General features: G+C 60.5%; 19 protein-coding genes. 7 read left to right on the top strand and 12 right to left on the bottom strand.

What is annotated here, in order from left to right; all coding sequences use genetic code 11:
- Window positions 1-152: 152 nt before the first annotated feature.
- The 6 genes from era to lptF all read right to left on the bottom strand — a co-directional run bounded on the left by era (window position 153) and on the right by lptF (window position 6,928).
- Entirely contained in the window at window positions 153-1,055 is a 903-nt protein-coding gene (era, locus tag IF199_RS05205; protein ID WP_003221935.1) for a GTPase Era, read from the bottom strand.
- Window positions 1,048-1,737 (bottom strand): ribonuclease III, encoded by a 690-nt coding sequence (gene rnc / locus IF199_RS05200; protein ID WP_096819215.1) that lies wholly within the window; start codon window positions 1,735-1,737, stop codon window positions 1,048-1,050. Before rnc ends, era begins: the two co-directional genes overlap by 8 nt.
- Window positions 1,738-1,919: 182 nt before the next feature.
- Window positions 1,920-2,774, bottom strand: coding sequence for a signal peptidase I (gene lepB / locus IF199_RS05195; RefSeq protein ID WP_096819213.1), 855 nt, complete (start codon window positions 2,772-2,774; stop codon window positions 1,920-1,922).
- Between the two features lie 9 nt (window positions 2,775-2,783).
- On the bottom strand, window positions 2,784-4,580 hold the full coding sequence (gene lepA, locus IF199_RS05190) for a translation elongation factor 4 (RefSeq protein ID WP_085608162.1): 1,797 nt from the start codon (window positions 4,578-4,580) through the stop codon (window positions 2,784-2,786).
- Window positions 4,581-4,752: 172 nt separating this feature from the next.
- Window positions 4,753-5,814, bottom strand: coding sequence for an LPS export ABC transporter permease LptG (lptG, locus tag IF199_RS05185; protein WP_096819211.1), 1,062 nt, complete (start codon window positions 5,812-5,814; stop codon window positions 4,753-4,755).
- Window positions 5,807-6,928 (bottom strand): LPS export ABC transporter permease LptF, encoded by a 1,122-nt coding sequence (gene lptF / locus IF199_RS05180; protein WP_096819209.1) that lies wholly within the window; start codon window positions 6,926-6,928, stop codon window positions 5,807-5,809. Before lptF ends, lptG begins: the two co-directional genes overlap by 8 nt.
- A gap of 308 nt (window positions 6,929-7,236) precedes the next feature.
- Between lptF and IF199_RS05175 the strand changes: the two genes are divergently transcribed.
- From IF199_RS05175 to rlmF, 5 genes are all read left to right on the top strand, one after another.
- Window positions 7,237-8,727, top strand: a complete 1,491-nt coding sequence (locus IF199_RS05175; protein ID WP_096819207.1) for a leucyl aminopeptidase — start codon at window positions 7,237-7,239, stop codon at window positions 8,725-8,727.
- Between the two features lie 60 nt (window positions 8,728-8,787).
- Window positions 8,788-9,216, top strand: a complete 429-nt coding sequence (locus tag IF199_RS05170) for a DNA polymerase III subunit chi (RefSeq protein ID WP_096819206.1) — start codon at window positions 8,788-8,790, stop codon at window positions 9,214-9,216.
- 8 nt (window positions 9,217-9,224) lie between these two features.
- Entirely contained in the window at window positions 9,225-9,620 is a 396-nt protein-coding gene (locus IF199_RS05165; RefSeq protein ID WP_192559852.1) for a DNA polymerase III subunit chi, read from the top strand.
- Window positions 9,621-9,754: 134 nt separating this feature from the next.
- Window positions 9,755-12,601, top strand: a complete 2,847-nt coding sequence (locus IF199_RS05160) for a valine--tRNA ligase (RefSeq protein ID WP_096819202.1) — start codon at window positions 9,755-9,757, stop codon at window positions 12,599-12,601.
- A gap of 131 nt (window positions 12,602-12,732) precedes the next feature.
- Window positions 12,733-13,755, top strand: coding sequence for a 23S rRNA (adenine(1618)-N(6))-methyltransferase RlmF (rlmF, locus tag IF199_RS05155; RefSeq protein WP_096819200.1), 1,023 nt, complete (start codon window positions 12,733-12,735; stop codon window positions 13,753-13,755).
- Between the two features lie 123 nt (window positions 13,756-13,878).
- On the opposite strand, the gene IF199_RS05150 is transcribed toward rlmF, so the two are convergent.
- Window positions 13,879-14,160, bottom strand: a complete 282-nt coding sequence (locus IF199_RS05150; protein WP_003221909.1) for an HU family DNA-binding protein — start codon at window positions 14,158-14,160, stop codon at window positions 13,879-13,881.
- 396 nt (window positions 14,161-14,556) lie between these two features.
- On the opposite strand from IF199_RS05150, the gene yejK reads away from it, so the two are divergent.
- The gene (yejK, locus tag IF199_RS05145) at window positions 14,557-15,561 is read left to right on the top strand and encodes a nucleoid-associated protein YejK (protein ID WP_007957356.1); all 1,005 of its coding nucleotides are present in this window, start codon (window positions 14,557-14,559) and stop codon (window positions 15,559-15,561) included.
- The gene (locus IF199_RS05140) at window positions 15,561-15,911 is read left to right on the top strand and encodes a glutaredoxin family protein (RefSeq protein ID WP_192559851.1); all 351 of its coding nucleotides are present in this window, start codon (window positions 15,561-15,563) and stop codon (window positions 15,909-15,911) included. Before yejK ends, IF199_RS05140 begins: the two co-directional genes overlap by 1 nt.
- Window positions 15,912-15,942: 31 nt before the next feature.
- On the opposite strand, the gene IF199_RS05135 is transcribed toward IF199_RS05140, so the two are convergent.
- From IF199_RS05135 to IF199_RS05115, 5 genes are all read right to left on the bottom strand, one after another.
- Window positions 15,943-16,878, bottom strand: a complete 936-nt coding sequence (locus IF199_RS05135) for a glutathione S-transferase family protein (protein ID WP_192559850.1) — start codon at window positions 16,876-16,878, stop codon at window positions 15,943-15,945.
- Between the two features lie 746 nt (window positions 16,879-17,624).
- A complete protein-coding gene (locus tag IF199_RS05130) occupies window positions 17,625-17,927 on the bottom strand; it encodes a GIY-YIG nuclease family protein (RefSeq protein WP_192559849.1) in 303 nt (100 codons plus the stop codon).
- 39 nt (window positions 17,928-17,966) lie between these two features.
- Window positions 17,967-18,440 carry a nuclear transport factor 2 family protein gene (locus tag IF199_RS05125; RefSeq protein WP_085608154.1) on the bottom strand — a complete coding sequence of 158 codons (474 nt, stop codon included), beginning with the start codon at window positions 18,438-18,440 and terminating at the stop codon, window positions 17,967-17,969.
- A 100-nt stretch (window positions 18,441-18,540) separates the two neighbouring features.
- Window positions 18,541-19,845: a CynX/NimT family MFS transporter gene (locus tag IF199_RS05120; RefSeq protein ID WP_096819194.1), complete on the bottom strand. Its 1,305-nt coding sequence runs from the start codon at window positions 19,843-19,845 to the stop codon at window positions 18,541-18,543.
- Window positions 19,835-20,494 carry a FadR/GntR family transcriptional regulator gene (locus tag IF199_RS05115; RefSeq protein ID WP_096819192.1) on the bottom strand — a complete coding sequence of 220 codons (660 nt, stop codon included), beginning with the start codon at window positions 20,492-20,494 and terminating at the stop codon, window positions 19,835-19,837. Before IF199_RS05115 ends, IF199_RS05120 begins: the two co-directional genes overlap by 11 nt.
- Between the last annotated feature and the right edge of the window lie 159 nt (window positions 20,495-20,653).

Here is a 20,653-nt window from a genome sequence, read left to right as displayed (position 1 = left end):
TGAGGAAAACGCGGTTTTACTCATCACCCAAAACCAATGTGGGAGCGAGCTTGCTCGCGAAAGCGGTGCAACAGTCAACATCAATGCTGAATGTTACATCGTCTTCGCGAGCACGCTCGCTCCCACAATGGATCGATGCAATGCCAGACGCTTTACAGGTCGCCGTAACCCAGCGAACGCAGCGCACGTTCGTCGTCGGACCAGCCGCCCTTAACCTTCACCCACAGGTTGAGCATGATCTTGGAGTCGAACAGCAGCTCCATGTCCTTGCGCGCCTCGGTGCCGATGCGCTTGATGCGCTCGCCCTTGTCGCCAATGATGATTTTCTTCTGGCCGTCACGCTCGACGAGGATCAGCGCGTGGATGTGCAGAGTCTTGCCCTGTTGCTTGAACTCTTCGATTTCCACGGTGATCTGGTACGGCAGCTCGGCGCCCATCTGGCGCATGATTTTCTCGCGCACCAGTTCGGCGGCGAGGAAACGGCTGCTGCGGTCGGTGATCTGGTCTTCCGGGAAGAAGTGATCGTTCTCCGGCAGATGGTCAGCGATGACCTTTTCCAGTGCATCGAGGTTATGCCCGTGCTGCGCCGAGATCGGAATGATCTGCGCATTCGGCAGCTGTTCCTGCAACCAGGACAGGTGCGGCATCAGCTCGGCCTTGTCCTCGATGCGGTCGGTCTTGTTCAGCGCGACGATCAGCGGGCCGGTCACGTACTGCACACGCTCCAGCACCATCTGGTCTTCTTCGGTCCACTTGGTGCGGTCGACCACGAAGATCACCACGTCGACGTCTTTCAACGCTGCCGAAGCGGTCTTGTTCATATATCGGTTCAGGGCCTTTTCGCCACCCTTGTGCATGCCCGGGGTGTCGACATAGATCGCCTGCACGTCGCCTTCGGTCTTGATCCCGAGCATGTTGTGGCGAGTGGTCTGCGGCTTGCGCGAGGTGATCGCGAGCTTCTGGCCGAGGATGTGGTTCAGCAGCGTGGACTTGCCCACGTTGGGACGGCCGACGATGGCAACATAGCCACAGCGAGTTGCGTTTGTATCAGTCATTGCCATTCTCCACACCCAGGGCAATCAGTGCTGCAGCGGCCGCTACCTGTTCGGCAATGCGACGGCTCACGCCCTGACCCCGGCTTTTTTCATTCAATAGGACAACTTCGCACTCGACGAAGAAGGTACGGCAGTGCGGCTCACCCTGGATATCCACCACTTCATAGCGTGGCAGGTCGCAACCGCGCGATTGCAGGAATTCCTGCAGGCGGGTCTTCGGATCCTTGTTGGTGTCGACCAGTGTCAGACCTTCGAACTCGCCGGCCAGCCAGGCCAGAACGCGCTCGCGGGCGACTTCCATGCCGGCGTCGAGGTAGATCGCGCCGATCAGCGCTTCGAGGGCATCGGCCAGAATCGATTCGCGACGGAAACCGCCGCTTTTCAGCTCACCGGAACCCAGGCGCAGGTATTCGCCCAGATCGAAACCACGGGCCAATACCGCCAGGGTCTCACCTTTCACCAGACGTGCACGCAAACGCGACAACTGGCCTTCGCGGGCCAGCGGGAAGCGGTCGAAGAGTGCCTCGCCGGCGACGAAGTTGAGGATCGCATCGCCGAGGAATTCCAGACGCTCGTTGTTGCGTCCGGCAAAGCTGCGGTGCGTGAGGGCCAGGACCATCAGTTCCTGGTCCTTGAAGGTGTAACCGAGCTGACGCTCGAGACGGCTTAGAGAAACGCTCACGGTTTACCCACGCTGAGTTCGTGGCTGGATTCCACTGCCATCGCCGGGATACGGCGCAGGCCTGGGACAATTAACGCTGTGTTCAAAAATGACGTCCTGAATATCGTGGCTTCATGCCCCGGAGCCGGTTGTGCCGACGCCAGAAATGCATTCGGCGCTGTGGTCAACAGCGCCGTGATTGTTTACTTGATCAGGCCGACCCGCGAGAAATTCGGCAGGTGGCTGAGTTTCGGTTCCGGCCAGCTCATCCAGACCGCGAAGGCCTTGCCGACGATGTTCTGGTCGGGAACCATGCCCAGCAGATCCTTGGGAATGTTCGGATCATCCCAGTAGCGACTGTCGTTCGAGTTGTCGCGGTTGTCGCCCATCATGAAATAGTGCCCGGCCGGCACGGTCCAGGTATGGTCCGGTGTGGCGCGGTAGCGGCTCATTTCCTTGCGGATCAGGTGCTCGGCGGCGCCGAGTTTTTCCTTGTAGAGCTCAGCGCTGCCAAGGGTGCCCGGCTCGGAGCCGACCAGTTGCTCGGCAATCGACTCGCCATTGACGAACAGACGCTTGTCGGCGGTGTAACGCACCGTGTCACCCGGCAGACCCACCACACGCTTGATGTAGTTGACGTTCGGGTCGCTCGGGTAGCGGAACACCATCACATCGCCGCGTTGCGGATCACCGACTTCGATGACTTTCTTGTCGATCACCGGCAGGCGGATCCCGTAAGAAAACTTGTTCACCAGAATGAAGTCGCCAACGTCCAGGGTCGGCTTCATCGAACCGGACGGAATCTGGAAAGGCTCCACCAGGAACGAACGCAGCACCAGCACGATGAACAGCACCGGGAAGAACGACTTGCCGTATTCGACCAGCAGCGGTTCCTTGTTCAGCTTCTCGACCACCACTACGTCAGGCTGGCTGACGCTGCCCTGATAGGAAGTGATGGCGGCGCGCCGACGCGGTGCCAGGATCAACAGATCGAGCAACGCCAACAGGCCGCAGACGAACACGGCGATAACCAGCAACAGCGGGAAATTTAGTGACATAGGACCTGACTATTCCAACCTGAGCACGGCAAGGAAGGCTTCTTGTGGAATTTCCACGTTGCCGACCTGCTTCATGCGTTTCTTACCGGCCTTTTGCTTCTCGAGCAGTTTCTTCTTACGGCTGACGTCACCGCCGTAGCATTTGGCCAATACGTTCTTTCTGAGTGCCTTGACGGTTGTCCGGGCGACGATCTGACCGCCAATGGCAGCCTGGATGGCCACGTCGAACATCTGACGAGGAATCAGTTCTTTCATCTTCTCGGTCAACTGGCGACCTTTGAAGTGCGAATTGTCACGGTGCACGATCAGCGCCAGGGCGTCGACCTTGTCGCCGTTGATCAGCACGTCCAGTTTCACCAGATTAGCCGATTGGTAACGATCGAAATGGTAGTCCAGCGAAGCATAGCCGCGGCTGGTGGATTTCAGACGGTCGAAGAAGTCCAGGACCACTTCGTTCATCGGCAGGTCGTAGGTCACCTGGACCTGGTTGCCGAGGAACAGCATGTCGACCTGAACACCGCGTTTTTCGATGCACAGGGTGATGACGTTGCCCAGGTGCTCCTGCGGTACCAGGATGTTGGCACGCACGATTGGCTCGCGCATGTCTTCGATCGCGGACACGTCCGGCAGCTTCGACGGGTTGTCGACGTAAATCGTTTCACCGGTTTTCAGCACCAGTTCGAAGATTACGGTTGGTGCCGTGGTGATCAGGTCCAGGTCGTATTCGCGCTCCAGGCGCTCCTGGATGATCTCCATGTGCAGCATGCCGAGGAAGCCGCAACGGAAGCCGAAGCCCAGGGCGTCGGAGCTTTCCGGGGTGTACTGCAGCGACGAGTCGTTCAGGGTCAGCTTCTGCAGCGCTTCGCGGAAGTCCTCGAAGTCGTCGGAGCTGACCGGGAACAGACCGGCGTAAACCTGTGGCTGAATGCGTTTGAAACCCGGCAGTACCGGAACATCCGGCGTCGAGCTCAAGGTCAGGGTGTCACCGACCGGTGCACCGTGAATGTCCTTGATGCTGGCGATGATGAAGCCCACTTCGCCGGCCTTCAGGTCTGCGGTGGCGGTGTGTTTCGGGTTGAAAACACCGACGCTGTCGACCAGGTGGACCTTGCCGGTGGATTTCACCAGGATCTTGTCGCCCTTCTTCACGCGGCCATGACGCACGCGCACCAGGGAGACAACGCCCAGGTAGTTGTCGAACCAGGAGTCGATGATCAACGCTTGCAGCGGATCTTCGATGTTGCCGGTCGGCGCAGGAATGGTCGCGACCAGACGCTCGAGCACTTCGTCGACACCCAGGCCGGTCTTGGCGCTGCAGGTGACGGCGTCGGTGGCGTCGATGCCGATGATCTTCTCGATCTCGTCCTTGACGCGGTCGGGCTCGGCCTGCGGCAGGTCGATCTTGTTCAGTACCGGCATGACCTCGAGGCCCTGCTCGATGGCGGTGTAGCAGTTGGCCACGGACTGGGCTTCAACACCCTGACCCGCGTCGACCACCAGCAAGGCACCTTCACACGCGGCCAGGGAACGGCTGACTTCGTAGGTGAAGTCGACGTGGCCGGGGGTGTCAATGAAGTTCAGCTGGTAGGTGACGCCGTCTTTGGCTTTGTAATAGAGGGTAACGCTGTGGGCCTTGATGGTGATCCCGCGTTCGCGCTCCAGATCCATGGAATCCAGTACCTGGGCTTCCATTTCACGCTCGGCCAGGCCACCGCACATCTGGATGAAACGGTCAGCCAGCGTCGACTTGCCATGGTCAATGTGGGCGATGATGGAGAAATTGCGGATATGACTCAAATCACTCACGGATCAACACTCAAAAAGGCTGCAGGCTTGGCCCGCCGAAAAATAGCCGGGAATTGTACCTGATACACGGCGCAAGCGTCACGTTCGCCTGTCACCCGGATTGCATGCAAAAACGCCCCGGTCTTGCGACCGGGGCGTTTTCAAGGCTGGAGCAAGGGTGAAACCTTGTTCATCAACCGGCTCGACGCAGCAACCAGACACCCGCCAGGGCACAGACGCCTGCCGGCACCAGCACTGCGAACAGCGGCGAGAAGCCGAATACCAGACTGGACGGACCGAGCAGATCCTGAACGATGCGGAAGGTGAACCCCACCAGCACACCGGTAAACACCCGCTGACCGAGGGTTACCGAGCGCAGCGGGCCGAAAATGAAGGAGATCGCCATCAGCACCAGCGCGGCGGTCACCAGCGGCTGCAACACCTTGACCCAAAAGGCCAGCCAGTAACGGCCGTTGCTCAGCCCTTGATCGGCCAGGTAGTGGATGTAACCCCACAGCCCGGTAATCGACAGCGCTTCCGGTGCCATGACCACGGTGTTCAGCAGCTGCGGGCTGATGGACACATCCCAGTCTTCGGTCGGTTTGTTGACGACTTCGGTGCTGCGCTCATGGAACAGCGTGGTGGTCACATCGGTGAGCTGCCAGCGAGTGCCATCGAACTCGGCGCGCTTGGCGAAGCTCGAGCTCAGCAGGTGGCGTTCCTTGTCGAAGTGATAGCGGGTCACGCCATACAACAGGCCATCGGGTTGAACGGCGTTGATATGGATGAATTCCTCACCCTGACGGTGCCACATACCGTGCTTGGCGCTTTGCGCGTCGCCACTGCCTTGAGCCAGCGAACGATTGGCCTGAGCCATGCTCTCGGTAGCCGGCGCAACGTACTCGCCGATCAGCACGCCGGCCAGCATCAGCACCAGCATCGGCTTCATGACCGCCCAGACGATGCGCCCGATGGACACACCCGCCGCACGCATCACCGTCAGCTCACTGCTGCTCGCCAGACTGCCGAGGCCGATCAGACAGCCGATCAGTGCTGCCATCGGCAACATGTCATAGAGCCGGCGCGGTGCGGTCAGCAGTACAAAGCTCAGCACATCAGCCAGGGTGTAGGTATCGCTGACGTCGCTCATCTCGTCGATGAAGGCAAACAATGTCGCCAGCCCCAGGATGATCGCCAGCACGGCGATGATCGCCATGAACACGCTGCTGCCGATGTAGCGGTCGAGTTTAACCACGAGCCACCTCCAGCGCAGCGCTGCGACGGCTGGCCATTTTCAGGCGCAGCGGTTCCCAGTACAGCAGGCCGATACCGATGACCAGGAAGATCCCGTGTACCCACCACAGACCCAGGCTCGCCGGGATCTTGCCTTTTTCGAGGGCGCCGCGAGCGGCAATCAGGATGGTCAGGTAAGCCATATAAAGAAGAATCGCCGGCAGCAACTTGAGGAAGCGCCCCTGGCGCGGATTGACCCGCGACAGCGGCACCGCCATCAGAGTCACGATAAATACCAGCAGCGGCAGCGACAGGCGCCATTGCAGTTCGGTCTTGGCGCGGATGTCATCACTGGCCATCAGGGTCGACGTCGGCATGGCGTCACGGTCGGTGACTTCCTCGCTGACATCGGGCTTGGGCAGCAGAACACCGTAGGTTTCGTAGTGGATGGCGCGGTAGTTGGCCAGTCCCGGACTGCCGTCGTAGCGGTAGCCGTTGTGCAGGATCAGGTAACGGTTGCCATCAGGACGGACTTCCTGCCGGCCTTTCTCGGCCACCAGCACGGAAATCCCGCGATCCGCCTGGTTGGCACCGAGGTTTTTCTGCGAGATGAACACGCTGCCCAGGTTGACCCGGTCGTCGCTCAGGTTTTCGGTGTAGGTCACCCGCGTGCCATCGCGCAACGCCTGGAAGCGGCCCGGCTCAAGGGTGTCGAATTCGGTCAGGGCGTCCTGCTTGTTCAGCAGCAGCTGGAACTGGTTGGCACCTTGCGGGGCCAGACTCAGGCTCAGCCATGCCACCACCAGCGCCACCAGCGTGGCCGGGAACAGGGTCATGCGGAACAGGCGCTGCTGGCTCATGCCAGTGGCCGACAGCACGGTCATTTCGCTTTCCAGATACAACCGGCCGTACGCCAGCAGGATCCCGAGGAACAGACCCAGCGGCAGAATCAACTGCATGAAGCCCGGCAGACGGTAGCCCATGATCAGGAACAGCGATCCCGGATCGAGCTGGCCCGCAGCGGCCTGGGCAAGGTATTTGATGAAGCGACCGCTCATGATGATGACCAGCAGCACGGCACTCACCGCACTCAGGGTCAACAGGACTTCGCGGGACAGATAACGGAAGACGATCAAACCAGACACTCCAGGGTTGTCAGGCTAAGGCGGCCAAACAAGCAAACGTATCGACAGGCCCGCCAGGCAGAGCCGTCGAAAAAAGATGCGGCATTATCCTGTGATTGAGCGCGCCTGTCACTGCGCACACTCACGCAAGCGTGCAATCGGTTGAAGATCGTTCCGAGGAGGGTTGTCAGGCGCAGGGAGCGAGGTTCAAACTGCGGCCCTTGTCGCAGGCGCTGGCCTGCGCCTTTTCTCTCTATAAGCAGGCGACTGCGGACACCGCCGAACGCCTGCGTGTTGACCATTCATTCAGGGATCCGGACATGGAACTGGTTGTAAAAAGCGTTAGCCCAGAAACGTTGAAAACCGCCACCCTGGTGGTTGCCGTCGGTGAAGGCCGCAAACTCGGCGTCGCCGCCAAGCAGGTCGACGAACTGAGCGGCGGCGCCATCAGCGCTGTCCTCAAGCGTGGCGATCTGGCCGGCAAAGTCGGTCAGAGCCTGTTGCTGCACAGCCTGCCGAACCTGAAAGCCGAACGCGTGCTGCTGGTCGGCGTGGGCAAGGATGAAGAACTGGGCGACCGCCCGTTCCGCAAGATCGTTGCCGGCATCCTCAACACCCTCAAGGGCCTGGGCGGCAGCGATGCCGTGCTGGCACTGGATGAAATCATCGTCAAGGGCCGTGACAGCTACGGCAAGACTCGCCTGTTGGCCGAAACCCTGGTCGACGGCGAATACACCTTCGACCAGTTCAAGAGCCAGAAAGCCGAACCGCGCGCTCTGAAGAAAATCACCCTGCTGACCATCAAGGCCGCTCAAGCCGAAGTGCAACGCGCCGTGAATCACGCCACCGCGATCGCCAACGGCATGGCGTTCACCCGCAACCTGGGCAACCTGCCGCCGAACATCTGCCACCCGACCTTCCTCGGCGAACAAGCCAAGGACCTGGGCAAAGAGTTCAAGGATCTGAAAGTCGAAGTCCTCGACGAGAAGAAGATCAAATCCCTGGGCATGGGCTCGTTCTACGCCGTCGGCCAGGGCAGCGCCCAGCCACCGCGCCTGATCGTCATGCAATACAACGGCGGCAAGAAATCCGAGAAGCCGTACGCGCTGGTCGGTAAAGGCATCACCTTCGACACCGGCGGCATCAGCCTGAAACCGGGCGCCGGCATGGACGAGATGAAGTACGACATGGGCGGCGCCGCCAGCGTGTTCGGTACCCTGCGCGCCGTGCTGGAACTGAAGCTGCCGATCAACCTGGTGTGCATCCTGGCCTGCGCCGAGAACATGCCGAGCGGCACCGCTTCGCGTCCGGGCGACATCGTGACCACCATGAGCGGCCAGACCGTGGAAATCCTCAACACCGACGCCGAAGGCCGTCTGGTGCTGTGCGACGCACTGACCTACTCCGAGCGCTTCAAGCCACAAGCGGTGATCGACATCGCCACCCTGACCGGCGCCTGCGTGGTTGCCCTGGGTGCGCACACCTCTGGCCTGCTGGGCAATAACGACGAACTGATCGGCCAACTGCTGAGCGCCGGCAAGGCTGCCGACGACCGCGCCTGGCAACTGCCGCTGTTCGATGAGTACCAGGAGCAACTGGACAGCCCGTTCGCCGACATCGCCAACATTGGCGGGCCGAAGGCCGGCACCATCACCGCCGCGTGCTTCCTGTCGCGCTTCACCAAGAACCTGAACTGGGCGCACCTGGACATCGCGGGCACCGCATGGACCAGCGGCGGCAAGGACAAGGGCGCCACCGGCCGTCCGGTTCCCCTGCTGACCCAGTACCTGCTGGATCGCGCCAAAGCCTGAAACCGATGACTGCGAGCGGCGCCTCTCTTGAGGGGCGCCGCTTTCAGCTCAGGAACCGCAATGACCAAAGTCGACTTCTACATCCTGCCCAGTGCCGATCCTTCGGCGCGTCTGGATTTTGCCTGCAAGCTCACCGAGAAAGCCTGGCGCATGGGCCACCGCATCTACCTGCATTGCAGCGATGCCGCCCAACGCGAAGACCTCGATGCGCGACTGTGGGCGTTCAAGGGCGAAACCTTCGTGCCCCATGGCCCGGCCGAGAGCGAACCGGAAGGTTTGATCGTGCTTGGATTGGGCGATGACTGCGGCCAGCATCAGGACTTGCTGGTCAACCTCGACCTGAAAGTCCCGGCCTTCGCCAACAAATTCGCCCGAGTGGCGGAAGTGGTGGTGGAAGATCCGGCGATCCGTGCGGCTGCGCGGGAGAGTTTCCGTTTCTACCGGGAACAGGGCTATCCTCTGCAAGACCACCGTTTACAGCGACTCTGAGTACGCCGATGGACACTCCAAAACCGCTGCAAAAACCCGCGCACTTGCTGGATGACCTCGAGTCGATCCGCCAGTTGCTGGGCGATGACAACCTGCAACCGCCGCTTTTGACCGATACGGTCGATGATGGCGAACAGGAACAGATTCCGATGCTGTTCGACTCGGTCGCCACTGAGCCACCCGCCGTCGAACCGCCACCCGCTACCGTCGCGAAACCCGCCACCGCGCCCGTCGCACCTGTGGACAAAGGCCCCGACGCGCTGCTGCACCTGGACAGCGAACTGCGCGCCGCTGCGCAACTGATCATGCAAGACGTGATCGATGACTTCGCCCCGCACATCGAAACCGAAATCAAACGTCGCCTCGAGGCACGGATGGAACGGCTTCTGAGCCAGTACGAATAATCGACGGTGGGAGCCGTCGCACGGTTGCTCCCACTTTTAGATCCCCACCCGGCCCGCCCCGCTCGCCCTGCGCCCCATGCCCCGCTATACTTCCCGGCTTTTCCTGAATAAATGCCAATAGGGTCCCGCCGCGCATGGATAAGACCTACCAGCCGCACGCCATTGAAACTTCCTGGTACAACACCTGGGAGTCCGAGAACTACTTCGCCCCGCAAGGCGCGGGCGACTCCTACACCATCATGATCCCGCCGCCGAACGTCACCGGCAGCCTGCACATGGGTCACGGTTTCAACAACGCGATCATGGACGCCCTGATCCGTTTCCGCCGCATGCAGGGTCGCAACACCCTGTGGCAACCGGGCACCGACCACGCCGGTATCGCCACGCAGATGCTGGTGGAGCGTCAACTCGAAGCCCAGGGCCAGAATCGCCACGATCTGGGCCGCGAAAAATTCCTCGAGAAAGTCTGGGAGTGGAAGGAACAGTCCGGCGGCAACATCAGCCGTCAGATCCGCCGCCTCGGCTCGTCCGTGGACTGGAGCCGCGAACGTTTCACCATGGACGACGGCCTCTCTGAAGCCGTTAAAGAAGCATTCGTGCGCCTGCACGAAGACGGTCTGATCTATCGCGGCAAGCGCCTGGTCAACTGGGACACCAAGCTGCACACGGCGATTTCCGACCTCGAAGTGGAAAACCACGACGAGAAAGGTTTCCTGTGGAACTTGAAATACCCGCTGGCCGACGGCGCAAAAACTGCTGAAGGCAACGATTTCCTGATCGTCGCGACCACCCGTCCGGAAACCATGCTCGGCGACTCCGCCGTCGCGGTGAACCCGAACGACGAGCGCTACAAAGCCCTGATCGGCAAATTCGTCGAGCTGCCGCTGGTCGGCCGCCGCATTCCGATCATCGCCGACGATTACTGCGACCCTGAATTCGGCACCGGCTGCGTGAAAATCACCCCGGCCCACGATTTCAACGACTACGAAGTCGGCAAGCGCCACAACCTGCCGCTGCTGAACATCTTCGACAAGAACGCCAACGTGCTGCCGGCAGCGCAGGTGTTCAACCTCGACGGCACGCTGAACGACAGCATCGACGGCAAGATTCCGGCCGAGTACGCCGGTCTCGAGCGTTTCGAAGCGCGCAAGCAGATCGTGGCTGCGTTCGACGCCGCCGGCCTGCTGGTCAGCGTCGACGACCACAACCTGAAAGTGCCGAAAGGCGACCGCTCCGGCACCGTCATCGAGCCGTGGCTGACCGACCAGTGGTACGTGTCCACCAAGCCGCTGGCCGAGCCTGCGATTGCTGCCGTTGAAGACGGCCGTATCCAGTTCGTGCCGAAGCAGTACGAAAACATGTACTTCTCGTGGATGCGCGACATCCAGGACTGGTGCATCAGCCGTCAGCTGTGGTGGGGCCACCGGATTCCGGCCTGGTACGACGAGTCGGGCAAGGTCTACGTCGGTCGCGACGAAGCCGAAGTGCGTGCCAAGCACAACCTCGGCCCGGACGTTGCGCTGCAACAAGACAACGACGTTCTCGACACCTGGTTCAGTTCGGGCCTGTGGACCTTCTCCACCCTGGGCTGGCCGGAAAAGACCGAGTTCTTGAAGAAATTCCACTCCACCGACGTTCTGGTCACCGGTTTCGACATCATTTTCTTCTGGGTCGCCCGGATGATCATGCTGACCATGCACCTGATCAAGAACGAGGACGGCACGCCGCAGGTTCCGTTCAAGACCGTTTACGTGCACGGCCTGGTGCGTGATGGCCAGGGCCAGAAGATGTCCAAATCCAAGGGCAACGTCCTGGACCCGCTGGACATCATCGACGGTATCGAGCTCGAAACCCTGGTGCAGAAACGCACCTCCGGTCTGATGCAGCCAAAACTGGCGAAGAAGATCGAGAAGCAAACCCGCGACGAGTTCGCCGACGGCATCGCCAGCTACGGCACCGACGCCCTGCGCTTCACTTTCTGCTCGCTGGCGTCCACCGGTCGCGACATCAAGTTCGACATGGGCCGCGTCGAAGGCTATCGCAACTTCTGCAACAAGATCTGGAACGCTGCGCGCTATGTTCTGGACAAGGGCGAAGACTGCGGCCAGAACGGCGAAGCTTACGAGCTGTCGCTGGCGGATCGCTGGATCATCTCGCAACTGCAACGCACCGAAGCCGAAGTGACCCGCCAACTGGATCAGTTCCGTTTCGACCTGGCGGCACAAGCGCTATACGAGTTCATCTGGAACCAGTACTGCGACTGGTACCTGGAATTGTCCAAGCCAGTGCTGTGGGACGAAAACGCGCCGGTCGAGCGTCAGCGCGGCACTCGCCGCACGCTGGTTCGCGTACTGGAAGTGGCGCTGCGCCTGGCGCATCCGTTCATGCCGTTCATCACTGAAGAAATCTGGCAGCGCATCGCGCCGCTGGCCGGCATTCAGGGCAAGACGATCATGCTGCAAGCCTGGCCGGTGGCCAACGAAGAGCGCATCGATCCGGCAGCCGAAGACGACATCGAATGGCTCAAGGGCCTGATGCTCGGCACGCGCAATATCCGTGGCGAAATGAACATCGGCCCGGGCAAACCGCTGCCGATCTACCTGAAAAACGTCACCGCTGAAGACCAGCGCCGCCTGACCGAGAACGAAGCGCTGCTGAAAAAGCTGGCGCGTCTGGAATCGATCACCGTACTGGCGGCCGGCGAAGAAGCGCCACTGTCCGCCACCGCACTGGTTGGCGAGATGGAAGTGCTGGTGCCGATGGCCGGTCTGATCGACAAGAACGCCGAACTGGCGCGCCTGGACAAGGAAATCCTGCGTCTGCAGGGCGAAGTCCAGCGTGTCGGCGGCAAGCTGTCCAACGCCGGTTTCGTTGACAAGGCTCCGGCCGAAGTCATCGAGAAGGAACGCGCCAAGCTGGCCGAGGCCGAACAGGCCTTGGGCAAACTGGCCGAGCAGCACGCGCGGATCGCCAGCCTGTAACGGCAAATCGCACTGAAAAAGGGAGGCCATGCGGCCTCCCTTTTTTGTGCCCGGCACTTTTCCGGCCTACAACCCGGTTCCCTGTGGGACAATAGTTGCCACTTTCAGCCATACCCGAATCGACCACGCCCATGAACGCCCCCCGCACACCTCGCCCCGCGCGCAAGAAGCCTGACTCCGCTACCCCGGCCAAGCCCGTGGAGCCGCGCAAAGAGGCCAGCCTGCACCCGCGCAATCGCCATCAGGGTCGTTACGACTTCCCGGCGTTGATCAAAACTACGCCGGAGCTGGCGAAGTTCGTGATCACCAACCCGTACGGCAAGGAAAGCATCGACTTCGCCAGCCCGGACGCGGTGCGCGTGTTCAACCGGGCGTTGCTCAAGTCGTTCTACGGCATCCAGCATTGGGATATCCCGGCCGATTACCTTTGCCCGCCAGTACCGGGTCGTGCCGATTACGTGCACTTCCTGGCTGACCTGCTGGCCAGCAACAACGACGGCGTGGTTCCACGCGGCGCCATCGTCAACGTGCTGGACATCGGCATGGGCGCCAACTGCGTGTATCCGCTGATCGGTAACAGCGAATACCGCTGGCACTTCCTGGGCTCGGAAATCGACCCGACGGCCGTGGCTGCCGCAACAGCCATCGTCCAGTCCAACGACCTGAACAAGGTCATCAAGTTGCGCCAGCAGGAGAACCGCAAGCACATCCTGATCGGCCTGCTGGAGCCCGGCGAGCGTTTTGACCTGACCATGTGCAACCCGCCGTTCCACGCGTCGATGGAAGAGGCCACCAAGGGCAGCGAGCGTAAGTGGCGCGCCCTCGGCAAGGCCGATCCGAAACGCAAATTGCCGGTGCTGAACTTTGGCGGTCAATCGGCCGAACTGTGGTGTGAAGGCGGCGAAGCGCGCTTCGTGACGCAACTGATCGCCGAAAGTGCGAACTTTGCGCACAAGGTATTGTGGTTCAGCACCCTGGTCTCGAAAGCCTCGAACCTGCCCGCCATCGAAACCGCGCTGAAAAAGGTCGGCGCGCTGGAAAGCCAGGTAGTGGAAATGTCCCAAGGCCAGAAGCAGAGCCGCTTCGTCGCCTGGACCTTCCAGACCAAGTCCGAGCAGCAGATCTGGCGTCGCGAACGCTGGGTTCGCAAGTAATACGTTTCAACCGGGGCGGCGCTTGATCGCAAAGCAGCCGCCACTACTGCTGAAACACAATCGGCAGGCACAAAAAAACCGTGCCCGGATCACTCCGGCGCACGGTTTTTTTATCGCTGCGTCTTACTTGTTCACAGCGTCGGTCAGGCCTTTGGCCACAACCAGCTTGATCACTTTCTTGGCAGGGATTTCGATGGCAGCGCCAGTCGATGGGTTACGGCCAGTGCGGGCAGGACGCTCGGTCACTTTCAGCTTGCCGATACCTGGCAAGGTGATTTCGCCGCCGTTTTCCAGCTGATCAGCAACGATTTGGCCCAGTTGGTCCAGAGCGTTACGCGCGGTGGTTTTCGGCGCGTCGATAGCTTCAGCGATGTCGGCGATCAGTTGGTCTTTAGTAAGAGCCATGTAGTGTTCCTTCCCTATCAAATTCATATGGATTGCAGAGTGCAGTGTCAGCCATCGAGCCCGATCTTCTGGATCTGGCACCCTCGGCGATAACCACGACGAGTCGGGGTTATAGATGCCGAAATCAGGGTTTGGTTCGACCTGACAAATGCTGAATGCACGCTTAACGCAGTGACTACGCGTAAGACCGGGCAAAACTAGCACAGAGACAAGGAAATATCCGCCTCTAGCTAGCCAAATGGTCAGGTTTATTGCGCTAAATCGGTAAATAAATGCATAAGCGCCACCCCATGACCCCGAATTGCCCTTCAGCCCGCGCCAAAACCAGTGGTTGCGGTACACTGGGCGCTTTTTCGGGGGAGCCCGCCCTCCTCCCTTCCACTTGCCGAGAAGCCCATGCCGATCCGTCATTGCATCGTCCACCTGATCGACAAAAAACCCGATGGCACCCCCGCCGTTCTGCACGCCCGTGACTCTGAACTGGCTGAATCCGCCGCCATCGAGAATATGCTCGCCGACCTCAACGAGAGCTATAACGCCAAACAGGGCAAAGCCTGGGGGTTGTTTCATCCGGAGTCCGGTGCGTTTCCGTTCAGCGGCTGGCTGAAGGAATACATGGAAGGCGGCAAGGACTTCACCGCGTTCAGCAAAGTGGCGGTCGAGCATCTGCAAAAACTGATGGAAGAGTCGAACCTCTCCGTCGGCGGCCACGTACTATTCGCCCACTACCAGCAAGGTATGACCGATTACCTGGCCATCGCCCTGCTACACCACAGTGAAGGCGTGGCCGTGACCGATCAACTGGACGTGACCCCGTCGCGCCACCTCGACCTCGGTCAACTGCACCTGGCGGCTCGGATCAACGTCTCCGAGTGGCAGAACAACAAGCAGTCCAAGCAGTACATTTCGTTCATCAAGGGCAAGAACGGCAAGAAGGTCTCGGAATACTTCCGCGACTTCATCGGCTGCCAGGAAGGCGTCGACGGCCCGGGCGAGACCCGCACGCTGCTCAAGGCTTTCAGCGACTTCGTCGAGAGCGAAGATCTGCCGGAAGATTCCGCCCGCGAGAAGACCAAGACCCTGGTCGACTACGCCAGCAGCCAGGCCAAGCTCGGCGAGCCGATGGGCCTGGAAGAACTCTCGGAGCTGATCGACGAAGAACGCCCGAAGGCCTTCTACGACCACATCCGCAACAAGGATTACGGCCTGTCGCCGGAGATCCCGGCGGATAAGCGCACGCTCAACCAGTTCCGGCGCTTCACCGGCCGCGCCGAAGGCCTGTCGATCAGCTTCGAGGCGCACCTGCTGGGCTCGAAGATCGAATACGACGAAGAAGCTGGCACGCTGGTCATCAAAGGCCTGCCAACCTCGCTCACCGATCAGTTGAAGCGCCGCAACTGATGCTCGGCAATGTGCTGAAAAAGGTCGCACTGGTTCTGCTGGTGGTCGTGGTCTATCAGAACTGGGGCAAGATCGAACGGGTGTTCAACCCGTCGCAGATGGCATCGGAGCAGGTCCGCGCCAACGCCAAGGTCGTGCTGTACACCACGGACTGGTGCGGGTACTGCAAGCAGACCAAGCGCTTTCTCGATCAGAAAGGGATTGCGTTCAAGGAATTCGATATCGAGAAGGACGCCGAGGCGCGCAAGGCGTACGAAGCGCTGGGCGGGCGCGGGATTCCGCTGATCGACGTCAATGGCACGTTGATTCGCGGGTTTGATCCGGACGAAATTCTTGCTGCACTGAAATGAACGAGGGAGCCATTGAGCTCCCTCATTTGTTTCAACGTTTCTCGATACGGAAACCGAAACGCGGGAAGTGCACATGCACCACACCACCGCGTTCGTCTTCACGGCGCAGGATCAGCTCTTCGCGACCGGCAAACACCAATTCCCCAGCAACCGGATCAACGCCGTAATCAGTAGCCGCGATCACGACCTGCTGACCCGCTGCAAATCCGTTCGGATCGACAAACTGCTCATCAGGCAACGCCGCCGGCGTCGAATGGCGCGCAACCTCCAGCGCTTCTTCGGAACTCATGGCGCTGGCTGCACCGTGACCGAAGCCGAGCACCCGCCCGAGCCACGCGGACACTGCAGGGTAGTCATCCACCAGCGGTGCGGTAACGTGCGTAGCCTTGAGGAACCACAGCGGATGCGCCATGGCGAAGTCGGCAATCGATGGCTCGCCGAACAGGAAGTCTCCGTCCTCGCGCTGCAACTGCTGCTCCAGGCGCGCCATGATGGTCGGCCATTGATGTTTGGCCTGCTCGGCCGACAGTCTGGTCGCGCTGCCACCGCTGAACAGCCCGGCACGATCGGCCAGAAACGCCTTGATCGCTTCCGGCGGCAACTTGCCGAAACGCACCGCTACCGACTCCGGCTGAAACACCAGGCTCACCGCATGCTGGAACACCACCGAATCGGCCCAGGCGGCGAAACTGGCGGCAATCATCTCCTGACCTTCCGGGAAGAACGAAGGCTGGGCCTTCTCCTGCTCGAGGCGGCGGGCAATCAACGAAGTGTCGCAATAGATGTCAGCGCCGATCTGCAGCACAGGCGTCTTGCGGTAGCCCCCGGTCAGGGCGGTCAGGTCCGGTTTCGGCATCACCGGCGAGATGTGCACCGAACGCCAGGACAAACCCTTGAACCCCAACAGCAGCCGGGCCTTTTCGGCGAATGGAGAGGTCGGGTAATGATGCAGAATCAACTCGGACATGCTCGGCTCCGCCGCACAGAAAGTGAATCAGCAGCTTAGCGCGCAATTCGTTCGCAGCCTACGGATCCGGCTGATGGGAACTGATCAGTCAGGTTGATAAGGCACTAAAAATGGCTCGAAAAAAAACCGCCTCAGCCGAGGCCGAGACGGTTTTCCCACATCAATGACCTTACATCAGGTCATCAAAGTGATCTCGCAGGAACTCGTAAAAGCGAAACGCTTTGAACGACCTCCATACGAGGCTCAGAGTACGCAGCAAAAGCTTCATACGTTTTGGCCTCCGGTTGGGGGCCAAACCTCCAGCGTGCTTACCGGACCACGTACGCCTTCGGAAGACACGTCAATATCTCCTGTGAGGCGGCCGGTTGTGATACCCCCTGAAAAATCATTCCGGCACGGGAGCAACTCCGTGTCAGAGGGCATGAAACCGTTACGCCGATCGGCCAGACCTCAATGGTTGCACTGCCATGTGAGCGGACGGATCGTAACCGGGTTTCTGAACCTTCGCTTAAACAAATAAACTCAAAATTGAGTTTATTGGGTAGGCGTGCCTTCAGGCTTGCTCAGTGACGCAAAGAGGAATATTCTCCGCCTACGTCAATGTCTCCTGTGAGATCAGTAAACCCGGCCGCAAACCGAGGTTTACAGAAAAAACCGCCCCGCAAAGGCGGTTTTTTTTTCGCCTGTCGTTTGTCTGAGGACACCGCTTCAACGTGCAGTGATTTCTACCGCTCGCAAACACCTGATCAATCAGGCCGATAAGACGCCACCAGGCATTCCTTCGCGCTCTTCCTGAGCTTCTTGATCAACCGTTCCTGGCGCAATGCATCGCCCTTGTCACGGCACAGCTCGGTGTAGACCAGCGCCATCGCCGGGCTGGACAGAAAGAATCGCGCGCCCTTGCCGCTCTGGTGTTTGGCGAAGCGGCGCACGGGATCATCGCTGATCCCGCAGTACAGCGAACCGTTGGCGGCGCGAACGAGGTAGACGAACCAGGATTTACTCACTGGAACGTCGGCATCGAGGGGATTTTCGCTGAGGCTGGTCACTGGGCAATAAAGGCGTGTGAGGAACAGGCCGCGATCTTATCAGCGACTCGCCTGAAATGCCTTCAGCCCTTTCAGCGCCTGGGCGCGGACGGCGTTGCGCACCAGCGGCGTCCAGCCCAGCAGCAAGCCCTTGAAGCCCAGTGCCTGGCGAGACCAGCGCCACAGGTCGAAGTGGTCGTGGTGTTCACAGATCTTGCCGTCGCGGAAGACGAAGCGTGCCTGGATGTCGTTGATCACGATATTACCGGTCTGGCTGAACAGATAGGTCGCCACCCAGTGAGCGCCGCCGCTGCGCTCGTCGGCGCGGACATTGTCGAAGGTCAGGGAGAAGTCTTTGGCCCGGGTGGTGAGCATGCGCCACATGTCGCCGGCATCGCGACCGCGCAGCTCGCCAAAGGCCGGATCGCTGAACACCACGTCGTCGGTGTAGCAGGCGGCCATGGCCTCGGCGTCAAGGCGTTGGAAAGCCTGATAGAAACGGGTGATCAACGCGCTGTGGGCTTCTTCACTCATGGGCAATCTCCAGGAAAGGTACAGATTGCCAGCACGATAATCCGCAAACGCCCGAAACACTATCGGCATTCGCATTCCGAATACCGGCAGTGTGTGCGCGTCAGACCTTTTCGCTTTCGACCTGCACGTAAAGCGCGCGCCCGGCACCGAGACCGGCAAGGATCGCACCCGCACCGACGATGCCAAAGATCCAGCCCACGGCGTTCCAGCCGCCGGTCCAGTCATGCACCACGCCGACCGCGAACGGCCCCATGGACGCGAGGGTGTAGCCAAAACCCTGGGACATGCTCGACAGGTTCGCCGCGACATGGGAATCGCGCGAGCGCAGCACGATCAGGGTCAACGCCAGACTGAACGTCCCGCCCTGCCCCAGGCCCAGCAGGATCGCCCAGCCCCACAGGCCTTCGATCGGCGCGTAGAGACATCCGAACAGACCGCCGAGGGTCAGTGCCATCACCACCACGATCGCCAGCCGTTGATCCTTGCCACGCGTAGCCAGCCACGGCGCTGCCAGGGAACTGGCAAGCTGGATGATCACCGAACCGGACAGCACCAGACCGGCCTGGGTCGGCGTCAGCCCGCGTCCAATCAGAATCGACGGCAACCAGCCAAACACAATGTAGGCCAGTGACGATTGCAGGCCCATGTACAAGGTCACCTGCCAGGCCAGCGGATCACGCAGCAAGCCGCGCACCCGGTAGGCGACATTGTGTGCACCATGCTTCTGACCGATTTGCGGCAGCCAGAACACCGCAGCAACCAGCGCCGGAATCACCCAGAAGCCGAGGCCCATGGCCCAGCTGTGATCGAAGTGTTCGCTCAACGGCACGCTCGAACCCGCCGCCATCGCCGCGCCCAGGCACAGGGCCATGGTGTAGACACCGGTCATGGTGCCGGCGTGCTTGGCGAAGTCGCGTTTGACGATACCGGGCAGCAAGACGCCGATGATGCCGATACTCGCGCCACCCAGCACGCTGCCGGCGAACAGACCGATTTCACCGAAGTTGCTGCGCAGGATGATGCCGCCGGCCAGTGTCAGAAGAATCCCCAGCACCACCCGCTCGGCACCGAAACGTCGCGCCAGCACCGGAGCCAATGGGGCGAACAGACCGAGGCACAACACCGGCAACGTCGTCAGCAACCCCGCCTGAGCGGCGGACAAGCCAAGGCTTTTCGACACTTCACTGAGCAGCGGCGCCATGCTCGACAGCGCCGGACGCAGGTTCAACGCCACCAGAATCAGGCCCAACAGCAACAGCCATGGGCGACGTACCAGCGGATGACTTTGCTGCACCTGCTCGTCGTCGGCCTCGGCATCGATCAGCAACTCCTCCAGTTCGGCGGTGCGCTTCGGGGCGTTGACGGCTTCAGGGCGGGACATGGTTTTCTCGGTTTCAGGGTTCATTGATCAGTTGCCTCGACAGGGCTTTGGCCCGTTCCGGATCACGCTGTTCGACGGCTTCGAACAGGGCGATGTGCAAATCGAAGACTTCCTGTCGACGAGGGACGATGTTCAGGGTCTGGCGCAATTGCGCGCCGACGATGCTGGAGAAATAGCGATACAGCTCGCTGAGCGTCGGGTTGTGCGCGGCATCCACCAGGCGGCGGTGAAACACCAGGTCACAGGCGATGTAGCTGTCGAGATCGCCGTGATAGTGGCTGCCGGCAACGCCAAGCGCCTCGCGCAGGCCCGCCAGATCCTCATCGGTACGGCGCAACGCCGCCAGGCCGATGGCTTCGACTTCAAGGATGTGCCGGGTTTCCCGAGCCTGATCCAGTGAGCACTTGGACAGCGCCTTGAGCGTGTCCATCGGATCGACCACCGCCCGCAGATAACTGCCATCGCCCTGACGGATCTCGATCAATCCGGAGAACGCCAGCACCCGCATCGCCTCGCGCACGGTGTTACGGCTGATACCGAGTTCGGCACACAGCTCGGGCTCGGTCGGCAAGCGCTGACCGACCTGCCAGGTGCCGTCGGTGATGCGCTGTCGTAATAGATCCAGGGCCTGATCGACCAGGGATCGCTTAATAAGTGGAGAAATGTCTGACATAGGATTCGCCCTTTCATCCAATCATGGGATGAATTTTCTGACATGTTAGTCAGCTCCGTGTAGGACGGCAACCACCTAGGTTGATCAGGAGGCAAATGAAGCGGGATTTTCGATTGGTCAAAATTACCCTTTAAGGGTAATTTCAAGGATAGGGTTTTG

Source organism: Pseudomonas allokribbensis (assembly GCF_014863605.1).
Taxonomy (GTDB): Bacteria; Pseudomonadota; Gammaproteobacteria; order Pseudomonadales; family Pseudomonadaceae; genus Aquipseudomonas; species Aquipseudomonas allokribbensis.
Note: the sequence above shows the minus strand (reverse complement) of the source record. Positions and strands in the feature narration are given on the sequence as shown.

Coding starts and splice junctions, on each gene's coding strand:
- era (WP_003221935.1), bottom strand. CDS start 1,055: ATGACTGATACAAACGCAACTCGCTGTGGCTATGTTGCCATCGTCGGC.
- lepB (WP_096819213.1), bottom strand. CDS start 2,774: ATGTCACTAAATTTCCCGCTGTTGCTGGTTATCGCCGTGTTCGTCTGC.
- IF199_RS05175 (WP_096819207.1), top strand. CDS start 7,237: ATGGAACTGGTTGTAAAAAGCGTTAGCCCAGAAACGTTGAAAACCGCC.
- IF199_RS05170 (WP_096819206.1), top strand. CDS start 8,788: ATGACCAAAGTCGACTTCTACATCCTGCCCAGTGCCGATCCTTCGGCG.
- IF199_RS05165 (WP_192559852.1), top strand. CDS start 9,225: ATGGACACTCCAAAACCGCTGCAAAAACCCGCGCACTTGCTGGATGAC.
- IF199_RS05160 (WP_096819202.1), top strand. CDS start 9,755: ATGGATAAGACCTACCAGCCGCACGCCATTGAAACTTCCTGGTACAAC.
- rlmF (WP_096819200.1), top strand. CDS start 12,733: ATGAACGCCCCCCGCACACCTCGCCCCGCGCGCAAGAAGCCTGACTCC.
- IF199_RS05150 (WP_003221909.1), bottom strand. CDS start 14,160: ATGGCTCTTACTAAAGACCAACTGATCGCCGACATCGCTGAAGCTATC.
- yejK (WP_007957356.1), top strand. CDS start 14,557: ATGCCGATCCGTCATTGCATCGTCCACCTGATCGACAAAAAACCCGAT.
- IF199_RS05140 (WP_192559851.1), top strand. CDS start 15,561: ATGCTCGGCAATGTGCTGAAAAAGGTCGCACTGGTTCTGCTGGTGGTC.
- IF199_RS05135 (WP_192559850.1), bottom strand. CDS start 16,878: ATGTCCGAGTTGATTCTGCATCATTACCCGACCTCTCCATTCGCCGAA.
- IF199_RS05125 (WP_085608154.1), bottom strand. CDS start 18,440: ATGAGTGAAGAAGCCCACAGCGCGTTGATCACCCGTTTCTATCAGGCT.
- IF199_RS05120 (WP_096819194.1), bottom strand. CDS start 19,845: ATGAACCCTGAAACCGAGAAAACCATGTCCCGCCCTGAAGCCGTCAAC.
- IF199_RS05115 (WP_096819192.1), bottom strand. CDS start 20,494: ATGTCAGACATTTCTCCACTTATTAAGCGATCCCTGGTCGATCAGGCC.